Raw genomic sequence first — 18,560 nt, forward strand, 5'->3', positions numbered from 1 at the left:
GCGTGGCAGGGCAGGCATGCCCGGCACGTTCCGCGCCGGTACAGTCAGGGCATGTCGATGCCCGGCGTCTACCTTCTACTGGCGATTCTTGGCGCGGTCGTCCCTTATTTGGCGTTCGTGCCGTGGCTGGGGGAACACGGCCTGAACCTCGCCCGGCTGTGGCAGGAGATCGCCGCTTCCCGCCTGTCCACCTTCGCCTGGCTGGACGTGGTGCTCAGCGTGGTGACGATCCTCGTATGGTCCACGGCGGAGTCCCGGCGCCTGCACATGCCTCCCCCGTGTCTGCCCGTCCTGGCCTGCTTCCTGGTGGGCGCGTCATGCGGCCTGCCTCTGTTCCTCTATCAGCGGTAGCGGTGGCTAAGACGCCAGGGGTAAGGCCCGTCAGCGGTGCCCGAGAGGAACCGGCCAGAAGAGAAGCCTGTCGGTGTGACACCTGCGCCAGCCATCAGTCCCCCCGTGAGGCTGCCGTGTCGTCCGGGTCCCGTACGCTCAGGGCGCGGGCGAGGTCCACGGCCTGCTGGTAGGCCCGCACGTCCGTGAACCCGAACTGATGCGCCGCCAGGTGCGGGGACGCCGTCACCACCAGCCCATGGTCCCGCAAGGCCGCCATCCGCAGCTGGCTCGGCGGCACCCACGCCACGTCCGCCGCCTGGAACGCCTGCCACAACCGGGCGCGCAATTGCTGATCGTCGAACGGAAACACTCGCTGATCCGCCGCGTCCGGGTTCAGGGGCGCCGCGTCCAGGCGGGCCAGGGCGTGCAGCGCCTGCAGGCTCGCCTGCGGCAGGCGGCACTCGGTGCGCCGCAGCAGCCGTTCGCGGCTGAGATCCACCTGCGCCCAGCGGAGGGTCAGCAGGTCCGTCATGGTAAACGCCAGGTCATCGATCAGGTGCAGTGCCGCGCGGACGTGCGGGTCCGTGGCGTGCACGTGCAGCCGCTGCAGTTCCACGCGGGACGGGAGGGGATCGGTGGCGCGCTCCCGGGCGTGCCGAGGCAGGTCGGCCACCGGATTGGCCGTCACGGCACCGAGTTCACGCAGCCGCTCGTACATCCGCGACAGGGCAGTCGCGCGGGCGTTGTACGTGTTGGGTTTCGCGGCGCCGAGATCATCCCCGATGCGCCCCAGGGGTTTTTGCAGCCACACGTGCATGTCCGCCGGCGGGCGGCTCAGGTCGATGCCGTCCGTGCGGGCGTCCTCGAACACCGGCTTGAGGTTGCTGCGCAGCACCTTCTGCACGCCGGGAATGTCGAGCAGCGGCAGCAGGGCGTCGAGCTGCTCACTGGCGCTCAGGTCCGGGTGACGCAGCACGCGCAATGCCGTCACCGCGCGTTCATCGGTCGGATGCAGGCCAGTCACCCCTCCAGTCTAAGGATGTGGCCCGGCGAAAGGCCAGCGGGCGGGGCTCAGCAGGGTGGGACGTGGGTTGACCGGGCAGGGGGTACGCTGACCGCGGATGAACATCGTGGGAATCACCGACCGGCACGAACCAGCCTTCGAGCAGACCGGGGATCTCGACCCCGACCTGCTCGCGCACCTGGCCGCCATGTGCGGCGATCTGCCGCTCGGCGACGATGCGAGGAATCTCCGCGCGGCCGCCCTCACCACGGCCCACGGGTACGTCTTCGACACAGCCGGGTACTGGCTGTCCGCCCAAGACGGCGACATCGTGATCACCGCGAAATACGGGGCGTTCCGTGGGGTCCTTCCACGGGAGGTGCTTGCCGGCGTGATGGCGCAGTGGGCAGTGCACCTGGACGCCATCACCTGAATGGACTGGCACGGGCGCCCAGGTCGGGACTGAAAGGCGGTGCCGCGCCCCCAAGGCAAGGCCGGCGGCTGCTGACGCTGCCGGGCGTGACGTGGGTGCTCATCATCTTTCCGGATCTGGTCCCGTTCGCGGACCTGGTGTTGTCACTGCTGTCATGGCAGACCTTTTTGTCCTGGCAGCCCTTTGTGGCGCGGGTCTGGCTCTGAGTCGTCCCGACCGGGCTCAGCGCGGCGCGGGCACGGCCGAGAAGCCGGTTGGGCGGTCCAGCATGCGGACGTTGCGGACTTTCGCCCCACTGAAGTCCTGGACCTTCAGGCCCGCGCAGTCGAACCGGACGTTCTCAGACCGCAGGGGTGGCCAGATCACGACCGCCGCGCGCCCCGCGACGTCCGCCCGCGGGACCGGCCCGAACGCGCGGGAGTCCTCGCTGCCGCGCGCGGTGCGGTTGTCGCCCATCACGAAGTAGTGACCTTCGGGCACGGTGATCTCCGGGGCGTCGGTCAGCACGCCGTCCCGGGCAGATGCGGCCCGATTGGCGAGGTCGCTTTCCGTGTCCCAGCAGCCCTGCTCCTGCCAGTATCCGGTCGTCCACGCGGAATCCAGGTGGGCGCCGTTCACGTACACCTCGCCGGCGGTGACGCGTACCCGGTCCCCGGGGAGGCCGATCAGGCGTTTGATCAGGAACGGCCGGTACGTCCACGCGCCGCCCAGGACCTCGCGGTTCAGGTGCGGCACCTGCGCGGCCACCGCGCGGGACGGCTTGAAGACCAGGATGTCGCCCCGCTGGAACTCCCCGATCCCGGCCCTATGCAGCCACGTCTCGTACTTCGGCACGATCAGCCGCTCGTGGTCGCGCAGGCCCGGCATCATGCTCACCCCGTCCACGCCGACGGCGGTCGCCCCGAACTGCGTGAGGACCACGGCGAGCGCGACGGGTTCGAGCCACTCCTTCCAGAGACGGCGCAGGGGACGGGACCGCGGCTTGGGGGAGTCAGTCATCCCCCTCAGGATAGGAAGCGCCCGGGTGAGTGCAAGTCGGAATCCTGCGCAGAACCTGGCGTCACCCACGCGCCGCTTACGCTCGGACCATGACCATCAAGCTCACCCCCGCCTACCAGCGTGCCTGGGCGTACCTGTTCACCACCGTCCCCCTGCGCACCAGTGAATGGGAGGAGAACCTCAAGGCGTTGCCCCAGTGGCAGCAGGAGGCCTTCACCGCTCTGAAGGCCCGGCCGCAGCTGTTCGCGGGCTTCCCCGTGATGGCCTACCCGTTCACGCTGCTCGTGCCGGTCCTGACGCAGCCGGGCACCGCGTGGGAGTGGGTGGTCACTCTGGCACTCGCCGGAGTGGTGCTGTTCGCGGCCGACGCCGTGCTCAGCCGCAAGGTGAAGGTGGCCGCGAGTCTGCTCGGCGGGGAGTACGTTCCGGGCAAGGGTCTGGTCCCGCCCCGCACCCTAACGAAGACCACCGCGTGAGGCGGGGGGTCACGGCTGGGGTCAGGGCCGGACGGCTGGAGCGTCTCGGGACGACTCGGGGGTCGCGTTCAGTCAGTCGTTCTTGAGGATGATCAGGAAGTTCCCGTCCTTCCCGGCCGCGTTCACGTAGATGGTCGGGGTGACGTACAGGCGCTCCGCCCCGGTCCCGGGGTTGGTGGCCTCCTTCAGCCAGTGCTCGGCGGCCTTCATGGCGCCTGAAGCGGAGATGTCCGCCGTGACCCGGATGAGTTCCGCGGCTGGAGGCAGGGCGGCGCGGTTCATAGGCGCGCGCGGCCGGGCCCAGACGTCGGTGACCGTCTTCGCCTTACCGCGGCCCACCCACACGTCGAAGACCACTGTGCCGGCCGTGAGGCGGTACTGCACGACGCTGCCGCCCGGGGCGACGATGACGTTCTCCGCGGCGCTGCTAACGGTGTGCGTTTTCAGGAGCGTACAGGTGTACGTCCGGCACAGCGGCGTGCTGCGCAGATCGGCCGTGCTGCCGATCAGAGGGGCGGCGCTGGCCGACGTGGCGAGGGCAAGAAGCAGGAAGACGGCGCGCATGGCTGCATGGTAGGCGCTCCTGGTCCCGCATGCCGCGCTAAATCGGTTTTCGTGCACGGCCCCTACACTGGCGGCATGAGTGACCCGGCCGACCGTGCAGCGCAGCCCAACTCCCGCGTGAGCGGCGCCGATGACGGGCGCACGCAGCGGCCGCCGTGGATGACGCGGGAGCACGCCGCGAGCCACCGCGCCCACCTCCTGATGCAGACGCTGCTCGGCGGGACCAGGATTCCGCCCCTGGCGTCCTCGACCTGGGAGGTGCTGCTGCGCGTCCGGCCGGAACTGGCCGAGTTCGTCCCCGGGAAGCAGCGTCAGCACCTGCTGGCCCGTACGGCCGCACGGCCATTGCCCGCCGAGGCCCTCGCCCGCCTGATTGCGCAACCCGCCTGAACGCCCTGGCGCAACTCAGGAGTGTGGCCGCCGGTCCAGTGCACCTCGCCTGAAAACCGCTGAACGACGCCTGAGGCCGGGCCGCTCAGGGCAGCTGGAAGGCGACCACCGTGTCGTCCCCGTCCAGGCCGGCGTACTGCGCGCGTTCGAGCATCGCGATCCACTTGCCGTAAAGCTGCCGGTCCAGGTACGGCACCCGGCGCGGGTGCAGGGCGGCCGGCAGGACGTTCCCGAGGTGCACCTGCACGGACTCCAGGTACTGCAGGGCACCCGGGTCCCTGCGCCGCAGCGCCTCCTCCAGCGTCTGACGGGCCGTGCGTTCGTCCGGGGCCCAGACCCACGCCAGGAGCCAGTCCACCTCCCCGTCCCAGTCGATCTTCCAGTACTGGTCGTACCATGCGGTCACGCCCCGGTCGTGCACGCGCAGCACGCTCGGGTGCGGCCCGGACGGCAGGCTCAGGTCCAGCTGCCATTCCAGCCCGTCCTTGCCGTGCCCGAAGGTGTCGAGGACGAGCTGCACCGCGCCCGGGTCCAGGGCGGCCAGCTCGGCCTTCAACTGGTCGTACTCCGCGCGGTCGTAGTGGATGAGGTCCGACTCGAACGGCGTCCAGGGCGGGGCGCGAAGCCCGAAGGTGCGGCACAGGACGTCGTACACGGCGGCGTCTTCGGCACTGGAAATGATCGGCTGGGGCGGTTCAGTCATGGGTTTCCTGAATCGAGAGGCGGTCTCCGCCATCGTGCGATTCGGGCGTCATTCGGGCCAGGCATCGGAATCCAGGGAGGCCTGCACGACCGAGTCCACTTCAGCTGCGGTCATGCCGGGCCGGACGGTCTTCGCGTCATAGGCGAGTTCGCCGTAGGGCATGGCGGGCACAAAGCCACGCTTCCGGTAGGGCTCGAGTGCGGCGGCATAGGACCCGGCGTCCCGGTACGCCACGGCGTGCAGCAGGTACCGCGGTTCGGCGGGGTGGGTGAAGTTGACCCACACGGTTTCATCCCGCACGCGCTCGTCCTCCGCCAGGAGGGCCAGGGCGTCCGGGTACCCGCGTTCCCACTCGACTTCGCTCACAGGGGTGTTCTAGCGCGCCGGGGGTGCGGCGGAGGCCGCAACCACCCACCTGTCGCTGATGCTCAGAAGCAGGCGCCCTGCCTGCTTCTGTCCGTGACTCCCGGTGCACGCCTCCCGCCCCTTTCAAGGAAGACCCTGCCGATGACTGTTCCTGCCGCGCCACCCCCCGGTGTTTCCCTTCAGACTGAGATCGACGCGCTCAGCGCCCTGCAGTACCGCAACCCCCGCCAGGGCCTCCAGCGTGGCCTGCACCTGCGCCGGGAGGCGCTCCAGCAGGGCGTGGAGGCGCTGGCGGCCTGGGCGTGCCAGCACGCGAGTGTCTGCGCCGCGCGGCTGCAACGGTACGGCCTGGCAGAACGCCTCAACCGCGAGGCGACGGAGCGCTTCACGGCGCAGGACGACCGGCCCGGCCTGCTGAGTGCGGAGAACCTGCGCGGCATCCTCGCGCAGGAACGCGCGCAGTTCCGGCAGGCGTACGGGCACTTCCACCACGTGCTGCTCGGCAGCCGCGAGGCGGGCCTGAACGAGATGTACGGCAAGGCCCTGAACAACCTGTCCCTGGCCGCGCAGGGCATGGGGGATCTCGACGCCGCGCTGGACTGGAGCCTGCAGAGCCTGACGTTCGCTGAGGCGCAGGGCAACTGGGAGACGTACACGCTGACGTTGATCAACCGCGCGAACCTCTACCTCGAAGTGGGGCACATCGACGCGGCGCGGCAGGCGGCCGAGGACGGCGTGCGGGCCGCCCGGGCCCTGCAGCGGCCGGCGACGCTGGCGACGACCCTGAACAACCTGAGTGTCGCCCTGCACAGGGACGGGCGGTACCAGACGGCGCTGGCAGCGGCGCAGGAGAGTCTGGAGATCGAGCAGTCACTCGGGAACGGCATCGGAGTGGCGTGCGCCACCACCCAGATCGGGCTGGTGCAGATGGAGCTCGGCATGCACCAGGCGAGCGCGCAGACGCTACTGGACGCGCGGCGCCTGACCGAGGGGTGCCCTGACCCGGCGCTGGAACTCGAGGTGCTCACGCTGCTCGGGACGCTGCACGTGCGCATGGGCGAGTGGCGCCGCGCCCGGGACTGGCTGGCGCAGGCGGAGCGGTTTGCACAGGAGCACCAGGACGACGCGGGCCTGCAGGCGGTGCTGGACGTCCGGGCCCGGCTGGAGGAACGCGCCGGGGACCACGCGCTGGCCCTGCGGACCTTCAAACGCTTTCACGTGCTGGACCGGAAGGCCACGGAACGCCGGCACAACCAGCGTACTCAGGCGCTGCTGCTCACGCACGAGATCCGCGAGCACCGCCGGCGCAACGAGGAGCTCACCGCCGCGAACGCGCACCTCACCCACGCCGCCAACCACGACAGCCTGACCGGGAGCCTCAACCGCCGCGCGTTCCTTCAGGCCAGCCGCCCCCGCCTCGCCGAGCGCGGGCATCACAGCGTCGTCCTGATCGACATCGACCACTTCAAAGGGATCAACGATACGTTCGGTCACCAGACCGGGGACGAGGTGCTCCGGCAGGTGGTGCAGGTCATCACCGGCTGCATCCGCGACGGGGACCTGCTGTGCCGCTGGGGCGGGGAGGAGTTCATCCTCCTGCTGCCGCACACCACCCCGGCGCAGGCCGTGGGGACCTGTGAGCGGCTGCGGGTCCGGTTCCGGACGTTCGCGTGGGCGACCGGGCGGCCCGTCACCGCGAGTTTCGGCGTGAGCCGGCAGGCCAGTCACGACCTGGACACCCTGGTCGGCGAGGCCGATCAGGCCCTGTACGCCGCCAAAGAAGCCGGACGGGACCGGGCCTGCCTGTTCCCGGAGGTGCGTGGGTGAGGCGGGGCCTGGCGGCGCCGTCATGCCGCCCTCACCCGACCCTGACCGCCCTCTCCCTCGGCGGGCCGCTGTATGCGCGCTGAGTCCTCCCTGATGGACGTTCCTGCCATGACCTGTGCCCACACTGACGCCCGGCAGCACGCCGGGCAGATCCTCAAAACCGACCCGGCCGACTGTCTGGCCCTCACCCAGGCGCTGCTCGAAGACCTGCCGTGCGGGGCACCCGACTGCGCGGCGGACCTGTGCCTGCTGGCCGCGGACGCGGCGCTGCGCTGCGGGGAGCGGGACCTCAGCAGCGCCTTCCTGGAACAGGTCACGCCCACCACGGCCGGGGGGCACGTCCGGTCCCTGCTGCTGCGCGCCCAGCTTGCGCAGGGGTCCGGGCAGGTCACGCAGGCCGCCGTGTACGTGCAGCGGGCCGCGCAGGCCGCGCGGGACGCCGGCCTGCGCGGGGAGGAAGGCGACGCGTTGAGCCTGCTCGCGCAGATGCAGCACCGGGCGGGAAAGAGCAATGAGGCCCTGCACCTGCTTGCCCGGGTGCTGACGCTGCGCCAGGCGGATGGGAACGTGGACGCGGAGATCCGGGCCCTGTGTGACCAGGTGGTCATCCTCAACAGTCAGGGAAGGTTGCGGGAGTCGCTGGAGTTGCTGGACGCCGCGCAGCGGCGCCTCCCGGACTGCACGGACCCACTGGAGAGTGCGCTGCTCGTGCATGCGAACCTGGGGGTGCTGCACGAGCAGGCGGGGCAGTACGGGGCTGCCCACGCGCAGTTCACGCAGGCGCTGGACGTCGCCCAGCGCGCCGGGAACCAGCCGGAGAGCATCACCATGGCGCTGAAGGCCGGGGGCATGGCGCACAAACTCGGGCATTTGGACGAGGCTGCGGAGCTCCTGACCGTGGCGCTGGAAGGCGCGCGGGAGATGGGCTCCACCAACGAGCAGTCCACGGCCCTGCAGACCCTCGGGATGATCCTGGCCGCGCAGGGGCGGGGACCGGAGGCCGCAGAGGCGTTCCAGGAGGCCGAGTCGCTCGCGGAGGCCAGTGGGGACGTGGACCGGCAACTGGAGATTCTGCTCGGTCGCGCCACGCACCACCTCGACCACCAGCAGCCGACGCTCGCCGGGGCGCCGCTGAAACGCGCATTGATGCTCGCGGAGCAGGCCGAACGCACGCGGGAGATGCTGCAGGCCCATGAGCTGCTCGCCCAGTTGTACGAGGACGACGCCCCCCGGGAGGCGATCGCCCACCTGAAGAGCGCGGCGCACCTGAGCGACCAGTTGCGGGACGTGGTGCTCGCGCAGCAGGCCCGGGAGCTGACCACGCAGGCGGAACTGAGCAGCGCGAGGCGGGCGGTGTGGCATGAACGGCAGCTGCGCCTGGCGAGCGAGCAGGCCCGCACGGACGCCATTGCCGCGCTGGACCGGGAACGCTTCTACGACGACCTCACGGGCCTGCCGAACCGCCTCTTGATGCGGGTGCTGCTGTCTCAGGTGGCCGAGCAGACCACCCGGGGCGGGCAGGGCGTCAGCGTCGCCATCCTCGACATTCACCGCTTCAAGCAGGTCAACGACGCCCTCGGACCGGCCGGTGGGGATGAACTGCTGCGCGCGGTCGCCGGGCGGCTCAAGGCGGGCCTGACCAAAGGGGAAGTCCTGGCCCGGACGGGGAGCAACGAGTTCGTCGTGCTGCTGCTCGGCGAGACGCTGGAGATGCGCGAGAGGCGCGCCGCAACGCTCCTGGCGGCCCTGCGGGAGAACTTCCGGGTGCACGGCCTGCCGGTCAGCGTGCAGGGCAGCCTCGGAATCGCGCACCACCCGCACGACGGCACCGACCCGGACGAGCTGCTCCGCGCGGCGCACATCGCGCTGGACGACGCCCGCGAGCAGGGCCACGCGCTCGCCCGGTACCAGGGCGGTGGGGAGGAACGCCAGGCGACCTTGCATTTCGAGGCCGCACTTGCGGACGCGCTGAATCAGGGGGAGTTCGACCTGCACTACCAGCCGATCACTGACGCCGCTTCAGGACTGGTCCGGGGCGCGGAGGCGCTGCTGCGGTGGCACAACCCCGAGCTGGGCTTCCGGAGTCCGGCCGAGTTCATCCCGGTGCTGGAACGCACCGGCCTGATCGTCCCGGTCGGCGCGTGGGTGCTGCATGAAGCCTGCCGCCGTGCGAGCACCTGGGGCGGCGTGCCGGTCGCCGTGAATCTCTCCGCCCGGCAGTTCCAGCAGGGGGACCTGCTCGGCACCGTCCGCTCAGCCCTGCAGGGCAGTGGACTGCCGCCGGAGTGCCTCAAGCTGGAGATCACCGAGTCGCTGATGATCCAGTCCCCCGAGCGCGTGCAGGAGATCCTGCTGGGCCTGCGGCAGATGGGCGTGCAGGTCATGCTCGACGACTTCGGCACCGGGTACTCGAACCTCAGCCTGCTGCGGAACATCCCCGTCAGCGGCCTGAAGATCGACCGGTCCTTCGTCACCGCCCTCGAACGCGGGGAGAACGCGAGCGCGCAGGCGATGATCCGCGCGATCGTGCAGCTCAGCGAGGCGCTGGGCCTGGACACCGTCGCTGAGGGGGTCGAGCACGCCGAGGAGCACCAGCTGCTGCGGGATCTCGGCGTCACCCTGTTGCAGGGGTACCACTTCGCCCCGCCGAGCGCCACGTGGAACCCGGAGCCGCACTGTCCCTCAGGGGTGGTCGCGGCCGTATGAACCCAGCCGGAGGTCCGGCAGTAGCACACCTTTCACCCGCACGGCAAGGCGCCGTGCGGGTGTCCGCGTGTCCATGACGCGCAATACTGCCCTGACTCCCGCCAGCGCTGAGCGTCAACGGGATGAGTCCCGCACAAGGAGCCGCATGAACACTTCCTTTCTCTCGTCGGAAGCTCCCGCCCACATCATCGTCTTCCGGAAGGTCACGCCGGAGAACGTCCAGCTGCTCGCCCGGGTGCTGGACGCCACGCCGCAACCGGCCGACGCGGACGTGCAGAGCGTCACCCGCACCGTCCTGAGTCTGCGCAACGGCGTGCATGCGCGCGTGTACAACCAGCTCGGCATCGCCGTGGCCACGCTGACCCCTGAGCAGATCTACGAACTGCGCCAGCTCGGCGACATTCTGACCATCACGCCGGACGAGGAGCGCCGCCTGCCGGAGGTGCGGCCGGTGCCCGTGACGGACGAGGAAAGCACCGCCCTGCAGATCACCCTGCACCCGGCGGAGCTGCTCGCGGACCCGCAGTCGGACGTGGTGCCGGTCGCGCGGGCCGAGGGGACCTTCCGGCAGATCGGCCTGGACCCCGCGGACCTGACCCTCACCGGCCGGAATGTGCGGGTGGCGGTGCTTGACACTGGGGTGGACCTGACCCACCCGGACCTGAACGTGCAGGTGGAGAACACCCGGAGTTTCATCGCCGAGGAACCGGAGATCGACGACCACCACGGGCACGGCACGCACTGCGCCGGGGTCATCGCCGGGAGCGCCGCGCCGGTGGGCGGCGTGCGGTATGGCGTGGCCCCGGACGTGACGCTGTTCGTCGCGAAGGTCCTGAACAAAGAAGGCCGGGGCCGCGACTCCGGAATTCTCGACGCCATCGACTGGGCGGCGGCGCAGGGGGCCGAGGTGATCTCCCTGAGCCTGGGCTCCCCGCGCAGCAAGGGCAGTTCGTTCAGCGCGCGGTACGAGGCGCTGGCCAGCCGCCTGCTCGACCGCGGCGTGCTGCTCGTGGCGGCCACCGGCAACGACAGCGCGCGGCCGGACCACATCAGCGCCGTGGGCAACCCTGCCGCGTGCCCGTCGGTGCTGGCCGTCACGGCCGTCGACCATCGGGACCGCATCTCCACCTTCGGCGGCGCGGACGTGGACGGGATCGGCCTGGTGGACCTCGCCGCGCCGGGCGTGGGCGTGCTGAGCGCCTGGCCGGGCGGCGGGGTGCAGCGCCTGAGCGGAACGAGCATGGCCACGCCGCACGTGGCGGGCGTGGCGGCGCTGTACCTGCAGGTGGACGCCACCTGCACGGGCGCGGCCCTGTGGCGGCGGCTGACGGACCGCGCGCGGCCGGTCGCGGGCCTCAGCCAGGCGGACGCGGGCGCGGGCATCGTGCAGGCCCCCTAAGGGTGACGTTACTTTCTTTCTGGTCAGGATGCGTACACTTCAGGCAGGAGGCCCGCCCATGCTGGTGCACATCACCCTGAACCTGAAGGAAGACGAAGTCGACGCCCGGCGCGAGTCGGTGCTGGAAGCGCTGCACCGGGCGGGTCTGCGCGAGATCGACACGAAGTTCCTGAAACGGTACTCGCTGCTGACCGGACACGTCGACCGCAAGCACCTGCACGACGTCGAGCGCCTGCCGATGGTGGTCGCCGTCGAGCCTGACGGTGAAGTCGTCGCGATGTAACCGCCCTGAATGCTACGCCGCCCGCCGGAGTCCGCACGCCGGCGGGCGCAACTGTTGTGCATGGCCGGCCGCCGGGACCGCCCTGTACGCTGCGACCGTGCCCCTGGACCGGGCACCAGGAGGAACGTGATGACTGGAGAACCGCAGAATGGCTACGCCCCGAAAGACGTCCTCATCGCCGTGAAGCGCGCCCTCTGGACCGTTCAGGACAATGACCGGGTGACCATCACGCAGGTGGACCTGACCCTCAAGACCCAGAAGGAGGCCGGCGCGGGGTTCGCCCTGAAAGTGCCGTTCCTCAGTGACGTCGAGCTCAGCGCCGGCGCCACCGAGACCACCACGCAGACGATCCGGCTGTCGTTCACGCTCCCTGAGCGGGAGATGGACCTGATGCTGAAGAAGCCAGCGCTCCAGGAGTCGCTGGAGCAGGTGATCGCGACGGTCAAGGCGATGGTCGACGTGGCCAGCGACGGCAAGCACGGCAAGCCGATCCTGTTCAAGGACAGCACGGCCACCGTGGAGTTCGTGTTCGACGCCCGGGGCGAGGCCAAGCTGTTCTTCCACGCCGGCCTGAAAGCCAACTACGCCAACTCGGTGTCGCTCACCTTCGCCTGACCGGGGAGACCAGGGGGGCCTCGGCCAGCCGAACGTCCCTACGCTGGAGGTATGACCTCTGCGCCTCCCGTCCACCCCACCGACGTCCAGGCCGGCCCGGCCTGCTTCACGCTGTCCAGCGTCATTCAGACCCTGCGCGACTCCCGGACGGTCCGGCAGCAGGAGCGGGCAGCGCTGCACCCAGCCCTGATGACGGCCGCGCAGCACCTGGAGGCCCAGTTGCCGGGCGCGGGCCTTGAAGGGACGCTCAGCGTCACCGGGGCCCGCAGCGGACCCCTGCGGGTCGTCGTGAGCCTGCGGTGCCGGGCGGTGAAGGACGAGGCGGTGCTCGGGGCGCTGGAACTGTGCATCGAAGTCCGGCCGCGCCCGGGCGGGCCGGAGGAGGCCGTGAGTGAGGTGGTGAGCCTGAATCACCGCCCACCGCCGGCCGCGCTGCGTGCCGTGAGCGGCCAGGCACCCCAGGACCTGGAGCAGGTGCTGCTGCAGTTCATCCAGGCGGCCTGGATGGACGAGGACGACCTCGCCGCGGCCGCGCACGCCGCCCACTGAAGCCCGCGCCCGCCCGGCCCACCCGCCGGGCGGGGCTTTTTTCATTCACCTGCGGGCCGGTTCACCGCCCCCAGGACCCCGTTTCACCCCGCACGCGGGGTGCAGAGAGGCGTTCCCGGACCTGGGAACGCCGTCTGCCCCTTCCTCCTGTGCCGGGCCCGCCCTGGCCTCCATTCCAAGGGAGACTGTTGCCGACCCTTCCTCCATCCCGCCCGGCGCCTCCGGCGCCTTCAGCGCCCCTCCAGGCTGGGAACGGCCGCGCCTGGGACGCGGCCGTGACCCGGCGCGTCCACCACTGGAAGGACGCCGACTGGCACGTCCTGAAACACTTTCCTCACGATCCGTGGCTGGAACTTGAACTGCAGACGCTGGGCGCGCAGCTCACGCGGTTGTGCTTCGACCTTACCGAGCAGCGCCTGGAACACGTCGCCCACCAGCGGCACGTGCATGACGGCCTGCCCGGCTGGGCCCTGCACGGGACCGTCCCGCTGTACTTCAACCTGGAACCGGTGCTGACCCGCTGGCGCACGCCGGCCTGGGACGCGCTGCTCGTCCGGGCGCTGCAGGGGGTGCAGCAGGACCGGGAACTTCGGGCCGTCGACGCCGAGGCCCTCACCCGCCACGCCCAGACGTACCTCGCGGCGTTCCTGGATGCCGTGCTGGACACGCGCACGGTCACGGACCCGCAGGAACGCCACCGCCTCGCCGCGGCGATCGCGAGCTTGACCTTGCAGCCCCGTCCACCCCTGCGCGCGTGACGATGGAGGCCGGATGACCTCAGCCCACCCCACGCCCGGCCCGGCACCGCGCCTCAGTTGCGAACTCGTTCCGGCGAGCAGCTGGGGGCACAACCTCCGCAGCGTCCTGAGCAGCGCCGGCTGGAACAGCCTCCGGCGGGCGTGTTACGCCCGGGCGCAGGGCCGCTGCGAGTGCTGCGGCCGGCAGGACCGGCTCGAAGCGCACGAACGCTGGGCGTATGACGAGGCCCGCGCGCTGCAGGTCCTCACTGCCCTGGTCGCGCTCTGCCCGCGCTGTCACGAGGTCAAGCACCTCGGCCGCGCCCTTCAGACCGGCCGGGGCCGGGACGCGGCGCGCTGGCTGATGCAGGTCAACGGCTGGACGCCGGACGCCACCAACGCCCACATCAAGCAGGCCTTCGCGGACTGGGAGCGGCGCAGTCAGCTGGCCTGGACGCTCGACCTCACCCAGGTCGGGCTCGGACGCATTCCCCCAGGAGCGCCATGACGACCGACCGGCTGCTCCCTGCCCCTGACCTGCCCCCGCCGGAACGCACCTCCGCGCTGACCGGGCAGGCCAACGCCCTGGACGGCGACTGGGCGTACTTCACGCCCGAAGCCCGGACGCACGCCACCCGCACGCACCTGGTGCGGGTCACGTCGAGCACGCAGACCGTCAAGACCCTGTGCGGGCGCGTCATCTTCCGCCCGGGCGGCCTCACGTTCCGCACGGACCCGGACGGGCCCACCCGCCAGTCCTGCCGCAACGCCGCTAGCGTGGCCTGATCGGCAAGCGGCAGGGCTGGCACCGCGGCGGCTGGGAGTAGGCCGCCGCGCTCCATTCCCCACACTTGTTCTAGGAGGCCCCCATGGGCGGATACAGCACCTTCAAACCCGACGACCTGAGTGACGCGCAGTTTCTCCACCAGCGCGTGCAGTTCCACCCGGACTCCACGGTCCTGACCGTGACCACGGTCGAGACCGGCGCACGGCAGGAAGCGTACTTCCTCGTGCGCAACCCGCAGGGCTTCGTGACCGTGTACGCCTGCGAGTACTCCACCGGTCCAGCGTACGCGCATGACCCGCACAACTTCGGCTGGCGCGACCCCTGGGGTGAAGCGCACGGCATTCCGTACCAGCACTGCCCGGAAGCGCTGCTGGACCGACTCAGCCCCCTCCCGCCCGAGGTGGACGCCGCCGCTGCCGGGGAGGCACGCGCGCAGCTGCAGGCCTGGGATGACGCCATGAATGCCCACAACGAGGCGCTGCTTACCGCCCGGGCCGCTCAGCGGCCTGAACCGCCTGCGGACCAGGCGCCGCGCCTAACCACCCGCGATCACTGGACGCGGGTGCTGAACGACGCGGACCCCTTTCATGCGCACCGGGCGTGGCGCGCGGCGGCGTGGGAGAACGCCCGGCGGCACGCCCCGCCGCGCCTCCTGACCGTGGACGGTCCGGCGGCCACCCCCACCTGACCCGCACCGGGCCGGGAGGCCGGCGCCGACGGCCACCACCCACCTGTTTCCTACCGTGGAGGGGATGACCACCCCCTTGACCTGCGGCCCGCGCGGCGCGGGCCGGCCTGCTGACTTTCCCCGCCTGGTGTGGCGCCCTGCCCCCTGGAGCGTTTCATGATTCTTCGCCTCAGCCTTGACCCGCTCGGCCTGCACCTTCCCCTGGAAGAAACGGCGCTGAACCCGCCGCTGTACCTGCGCTTCGACAGCCGCCGGGCGACCGATTCGTGCACCATCGAGATGAACCACGCGACCCGCAAGGCGCTGGAGGCCCACCAGCGGGTGCGTGGCACGACCATGTACGACTTCGAGCGGCAGCTCCAGGACTTCGTTCAGGTGCATGCCCGCCCTCACCTGAGTGAGCACCTGGCCGGGTACCTGCTGGGGCTTCACCGCGAGGACCGGCCCCTGCCGACCGGGCCGCTGCCGACCCCGGAGCGCCTGACCCGCACGCTCCAGGCGTATGAGCGCGCGTTCCTGCCGGAGTTCCGCCTGATGGAGCAGGCCCGCCACCGCCGACCGGCCACGCTCCCGCCGGCGTTCGCGGCCTCCACCGAGACGCTCGCGGACATCGCCCTGGCCGGCATTCAGCGCCGGGACCGCGAGACGGTCGTGGCCCGCTACGCCGAGCAGGACGTCCTGGAACAGCGCTACAACCTGATGCTGCAGACCGTCGTGGCTGTCGGCCTCTGGCGCGGAGAGCGGGTGGTGTACCACTTCGACGCGGACCTGCACGGCGCCCTGGAGGACACGGCGCTGCCGGACGACCTGCCCATGGACGCGTTGTGGGCGCTGCCGCAGTCGGCGCTGTACATCGACCTGCCGGAAGGAAGTGTCCCGCCCGTGCCGGGCCTGCCCCTGTGCGGGGCCTACCTGTGGCTGGGCGAGCAGGGCGCGGACGAGGCGCCGGCGCTGCACTTCGTGCTCGACGGCGGCTCGCCCAGTCACCTCCTGCCGCTGCGCATGCCGTTGAAAGCGACGCTCGGGGAGACGCTGAGCGCCCTGGAACCGCCCGACACCCCGGACGGGCAGGACGCCGCGCGCCTGGCGCGGAGCATCGTCCGGGGCATGTGCGTGCCGGTGCTCAAGCTGCTGCTCTACCTCCAGACCAGCGCGCCGGACGTGCAGGTCCGCGCCGCACCGGCCGGGTCCCGCCGCCCGCGCGGCGCGGCGGCGCTCGTGCACCTGGACGTGGGGCAGCGCCTGGGCGCGGCCATTCGCACGGGGCTCGACGAGCAGGCGCAGGCCGCGGCGTGGCAGCAGCAGCACCCGGACGTTCAGGTTCCGCCGCGCCCGCCGGCCCGCTGGACGGTGGAGGCCGGGACCGGCCTGCCCGTCTGGACACCGCCGATCGCCGCGGCCGTCCACTTCGACCCCGCCCCGGACAGCTGGCGGCGCCACCCGGTGCCCGCGGCGCGCAGCGCCGTCCGGCTGCCCCGGCCGTCCAGGCAGGCGGCCGCCACGGCCCGAGAGGCGCTGCAGCTGGGCTGGCCCGGCCCGGCCGGCCGCTAGAGTCCACTGCAGGATCCGCGCGGGGCGCCTCACCCGTCCTTTCAGTCCGGGTGGCGGTGCACTCCGGCGCCACCTCGCCGTCAAGGAGACCACGTGAACACACCCACCGAACGCCACGAGCACCTCACCCAGCGCCTCAGCGCCGCCAACCTCGCGTACCACAACACCGGGGAAAGTGAGCTGAGCGACCACGAGTACGACACGCTGAGGCAGGAACTGCGCGCGCTCGAAGCCGCGCATCCGACCCTAAACAGCGGCCTGGATGTCGTCGGCGCCCCTGCGGACATTCAGGTCATGTCCCGGACGCACCTGACACCCATGCTGTCTCTGGGGAACGCGTACGCGCTGGAGGACCTGCAGAAGTTCGAAGCGAAGCTGTCCAACCACCTCGGCAGCAGCGGCGCGCGGCAGTACACCATGGAGCTGAAGATCGACGGGCTCAGCTGCAACATCGTCTACCGCGACGGGGCGCTGCTCTGGGCCGCGCCGCGCGGGAACGGCGTGGAGGGGGACGACATCACCGCGCAGATCCGGATGCTGGGCCTGCCCGAGCGCGTGCCGGTGCAGGGCGACCTGGAAGTGCGGGGGGAGATCTACATGCCGCGCAGTCACCTCGCGCATTACAACGCCGCGGCCCGCGAGAAGGGCGAACGGGAGTTCAAGAACGCCCGCAACGCCGCGGTGGGCTGCCTGCGCAAAGGCACGCCGGAGCGCGTGTCCCTGCTGAAGTTCGCCGCGTACGGCGTCGGCCGCCGGCCGGCGGCGCTGGACACGGTCACCACGCAGGCGGAGATGCTGGAGCGGCTGCGGGCCCTGGGCTTCCCCACCGCGCCGGGCACCACCGTGGTGAGCAGCATGGACGAGGCGCAGCAGGCGCACCAGGCGCTCAGTGACCGCCGGGCCGAGCTGGACTTCGACGCGGACGGCACCGTGCTGAAACTCAACCGCTTCGACCTGCAGCAGGAGGCGGGCCTGGGCAGCCTCACGCCGCACTGGGCGACCGCGTACAAGTTCGACATGCCCGAAGTCAGCACGCGGCTGCGGAGCGTCACGTTCACCACCGGACGGACCGGGAAGATCACGCCCGTCGCGGAACTCGAACCGGTGGACGTGGACGGCAGCACCGTCAGCCGCGCCACGCTGAACAACGAGGACTTCATCACCGCCCTCGGCCTGCACGAGGGGGACACCGTGACCCTGCGCAAGGCCGGGAGTGTGATTCCGGAAATCACGGGCGTGATCACGGCCCTCCGGGAACCGGGCAGCGCGCCGGTGACGGTGCCGTTCGCCTGCCCGAGCTGTCACACGCCCCTGCTGCGCCGCCAGGAGGCGAGCGAGGGCGGCCGGGCGCAGGCCGCGCACCACTGCGTGAACGCCGAGTGTCCCGCGCAGATCCAGGCGCGGCTGCTGTACGCCACCGAGAAGGACGTGCTCGACATTCAGGGCGTGCGGGAGGCGGCGGTGCAGGGCCTCCAGGCGGCCGGGGTGCGGACGTTCGATCAGCTGTACGCCCTGACCGAGCAGGACATCGCGGCGGTGCCGCTCGGCGAGGGACGCGTGATCGGGGCGAAAAACGGCGCGAAGATTCACGCCGCCATTCAGGAAAGCCGGTCACGGGACCTGTGGCGCTTCATTCGCGCGCTGTCGATTCCCGGCACGGGCAAAGGCACCGCGCAGCGCCTCGCTGAGCAGTACGCCAGCCTGGAGGAACTCCGCGTCGCGGCGCTGCAACCCGACGCGGTGAGCGTCTTCGCGGGCATTCGCGACATCGGGGCGTTCACGGCCGGGCAGATCGTGGAGCACCTGCGGGGGGAAGGGGGCCGGCTGATTCAGGCCCTGAACGGGGCGGGCGTCACGCCCACCGCGAGCCGGGCGTTGAGCGTCGGGACGGGCCTGGCGGACCTGAAGGTCGTGGTGACCGGCACGCTCAGCCTGGACCGCAGCGCCGTGGAGACGTGGCTGCGTCAGCACGGCGCGCAGGTGAGCGGGAGCGTCACGAAGAAGACCACGCACCTCCTGGCCGGGGCGGGCGGGGGCGGCAAGGCGCAGAAGGCCGAGGCTCTGGGCGTGCCTGCCCTCACCGAGGCGCAGATGGCCGCGCTGTGTGCGGAGCGGGGCCTGACCTTCCTCGCGTGACCCCGTGGGTAAAGT

At 71.1% G+C, this 18,560-nt stretch carries 21 protein-coding genes; 16 read left to right on the forward strand and 5 right to left on the reverse strand.

The window, feature by feature from the left end; genetic code table 11:
- Positions 1–51 precede the first annotated feature (51 nt).
- A complete protein-coding gene (locus DFI_RS19605) occupies positions 52–351 on the forward strand; it encodes a DUF2834 domain-containing protein (RefSeq protein ID WP_081425818.1) in 300 nt (99 codons plus the stop codon).
- Positions 352–445: 94 nt separating this feature from the next.
- On the opposite strand, the gene DFI_RS19610 is transcribed toward DFI_RS19605, so the two are convergent.
- Positions 446–1,357: a hypothetical protein gene (locus DFI_RS19610; RefSeq protein ID WP_051307722.1), complete on the reverse strand. Its 912-nt coding sequence runs from the start codon at positions 1,355–1,357 to the stop codon at positions 446–448.
- Positions 1,358–1,454: 97 nt separating this feature from the next.
- Here DFI_RS19610 and DFI_RS19615 point away from each other — a divergent pair, with 97 nt between their 5' ends.
- Positions 1,455–1,769, forward strand: coding sequence for a hypothetical protein (locus DFI_RS19615; protein ID WP_027462842.1), 315 nt, complete (start codon positions 1,455–1,457; stop codon positions 1,767–1,769).
- Positions 1,770–1,991: 222 nt separating this feature from the next.
- Here DFI_RS19615 and lepB read toward each other — a convergent pair whose 3' ends face one another.
- Positions 1,992–2,768 carry a signal peptidase I gene (gene lepB / locus DFI_RS19620; protein ID WP_027462843.1) on the reverse strand — a complete coding sequence of 259 codons (777 nt, stop codon included), beginning with the start codon at positions 2,766–2,768 and terminating at the stop codon, positions 1,992–1,994.
- Between the two features lie 89 nt (positions 2,769–2,857).
- Here lepB and DFI_RS19625 point away from each other — a divergent pair, with 89 nt between their 5' ends.
- Complete coding sequence (locus tag DFI_RS19625; protein WP_027462844.1) at positions 2,858–3,244, forward strand: hypothetical protein; 387 nt, start codon at positions 2,858–2,860, stop codon at positions 3,242–3,244.
- 72 nt (positions 3,245–3,316) lie between these two features.
- Here DFI_RS19625 and DFI_RS19630 read toward each other — a convergent pair whose 3' ends face one another.
- Positions 3,317–3,808, reverse strand: a complete 492-nt coding sequence (locus tag DFI_RS19630; protein WP_027462845.1) for a hypothetical protein — start codon at positions 3,806–3,808, stop codon at positions 3,317–3,319.
- Between the two features lie 75 nt (positions 3,809–3,883).
- On the opposite strand from DFI_RS19630, the gene DFI_RS19635 reads away from it, so the two are divergent.
- A complete protein-coding gene (locus DFI_RS19635) occupies positions 3,884–4,198 on the forward strand; it encodes a hypothetical protein (protein WP_027462846.1) in 315 nt (104 codons plus the stop codon).
- Positions 4,199–4,283: 85 nt separating this feature from the next.
- On the opposite strand, the gene DFI_RS19640 is transcribed toward DFI_RS19635, so the two are convergent.
- Positions 4,284–4,901, reverse strand: a complete 618-nt coding sequence (locus DFI_RS19640) for a hypothetical protein (RefSeq protein WP_027462847.1) — start codon at positions 4,899–4,901, stop codon at positions 4,284–4,286.
- 48 nt (positions 4,902–4,949) lie between these two features.
- Complete coding sequence (locus DFI_RS19645; protein ID WP_027462848.1) at positions 4,950–5,267, reverse strand: hypothetical protein; 318 nt, start codon at positions 5,265–5,267, stop codon at positions 4,950–4,952.
- 141 nt (positions 5,268–5,408) lie between these two features.
- Here DFI_RS19645 and DFI_RS19650 point away from each other — a divergent pair, with 141 nt between their 5' ends.
- The 12 genes from DFI_RS19650 to ligA all read left to right on the forward strand — a co-directional run bounded on the left by DFI_RS19650 (position 5,409) and on the right by ligA (position 18,545).
- Positions 5,409–7,094 carry a GGDEF domain-containing protein gene (locus DFI_RS19650; protein ID WP_027462849.1) on the forward strand — a complete coding sequence of 562 codons (1,686 nt, stop codon included), beginning with the start codon at positions 5,409–5,411 and terminating at the stop codon, positions 7,092–7,094.
- Positions 7,095–7,202: 108 nt separating this feature from the next.
- Positions 7,203–9,800: an EAL domain-containing protein gene (locus tag DFI_RS19655; protein ID WP_155864545.1), complete on the forward strand. Its 2,598-nt coding sequence runs from the start codon at positions 7,203–7,205 to the stop codon at positions 9,798–9,800.
- A 145-nt stretch (positions 9,801–9,945) separates the two neighbouring features.
- Positions 9,946–11,199, forward strand: a complete 1,254-nt coding sequence (locus tag DFI_RS19660) for a S8 family serine peptidase (protein WP_027462850.1) — start codon at positions 9,946–9,948, stop codon at positions 11,197–11,199.
- Positions 11,200–11,257: 58 nt separating this feature from the next.
- The gene (locus DFI_RS19665; RefSeq protein ID WP_027462851.1) at positions 11,258–11,482 is read left to right on the forward strand and encodes a hypothetical protein; all 225 of its coding nucleotides are present in this window, start codon (positions 11,258–11,260) and stop codon (positions 11,480–11,482) included.
- A 129-nt stretch (positions 11,483–11,611) separates the two neighbouring features.
- A complete protein-coding gene (locus DFI_RS19670) occupies positions 11,612–12,097 on the forward strand; it encodes a hypothetical protein (RefSeq protein ID WP_027462852.1) in 486 nt (161 codons plus the stop codon).
- 51 nt (positions 12,098–12,148) lie between these two features.
- Positions 12,149–12,646 (forward strand): hypothetical protein, encoded by a 498-nt coding sequence (locus DFI_RS19675; protein ID WP_027462853.1) that lies wholly within the window; start codon positions 12,149–12,151, stop codon positions 12,644–12,646.
- 275 nt (positions 12,647–12,921) lie between these two features.
- The gene (locus tag DFI_RS19680; RefSeq protein ID WP_027462854.1) at positions 12,922–13,404 is read left to right on the forward strand and encodes a hypothetical protein; all 483 of its coding nucleotides are present in this window, start codon (positions 12,922–12,924) and stop codon (positions 13,402–13,404) included.
- A gap of 13 nt (positions 13,405–13,417) precedes the next feature.
- Positions 13,418–13,891, forward strand: coding sequence for an HNH endonuclease (locus tag DFI_RS19685; RefSeq protein ID WP_051307725.1), 474 nt, complete (start codon positions 13,418–13,420; stop codon positions 13,889–13,891).
- Positions 13,888–14,169: a hypothetical protein gene (locus tag DFI_RS19690; RefSeq protein ID WP_027462855.1), complete on the forward strand. Its 282-nt coding sequence runs from the start codon at positions 13,888–13,890 to the stop codon at positions 14,167–14,169. Before DFI_RS19685 ends, DFI_RS19690 begins: the two co-directional genes overlap by 4 nt.
- A gap of 83 nt (positions 14,170–14,252) precedes the next feature.
- Positions 14,253–14,858 carry a hypothetical protein gene (locus DFI_RS19695; RefSeq protein ID WP_027462856.1) on the forward strand — a complete coding sequence of 202 codons (606 nt, stop codon included), beginning with the start codon at positions 14,253–14,255 and terminating at the stop codon, positions 14,856–14,858.
- 156 nt (positions 14,859–15,014) lie between these two features.
- On the forward strand, positions 15,015–16,409 hold the full coding sequence (locus DFI_RS19700) for an AcrVA2 family anti-CRISPR protein (protein ID WP_118376063.1): 1,395 nt from the start codon (positions 15,015–15,017) through the stop codon (positions 16,407–16,409).
- 93 nt (positions 16,410–16,502) lie between these two features.
- The gene (ligA, locus tag DFI_RS19705) at positions 16,503–18,545 is read left to right on the forward strand and encodes an NAD-dependent DNA ligase LigA (protein WP_027462858.1); all 2,043 of its coding nucleotides are present in this window, start codon (positions 16,503–16,505) and stop codon (positions 18,543–18,545) included.
- The last annotated feature ends 15 nt before the right edge of the window (positions 18,546–18,560 follow it).

This window comes from Deinococcus ficus, assembly GCF_003444775.1.
Classification (GTDB): domain Bacteria; phylum Deinococcota; class Deinococci; order Deinococcales; family Deinococcaceae; genus Deinococcus; species Deinococcus ficus.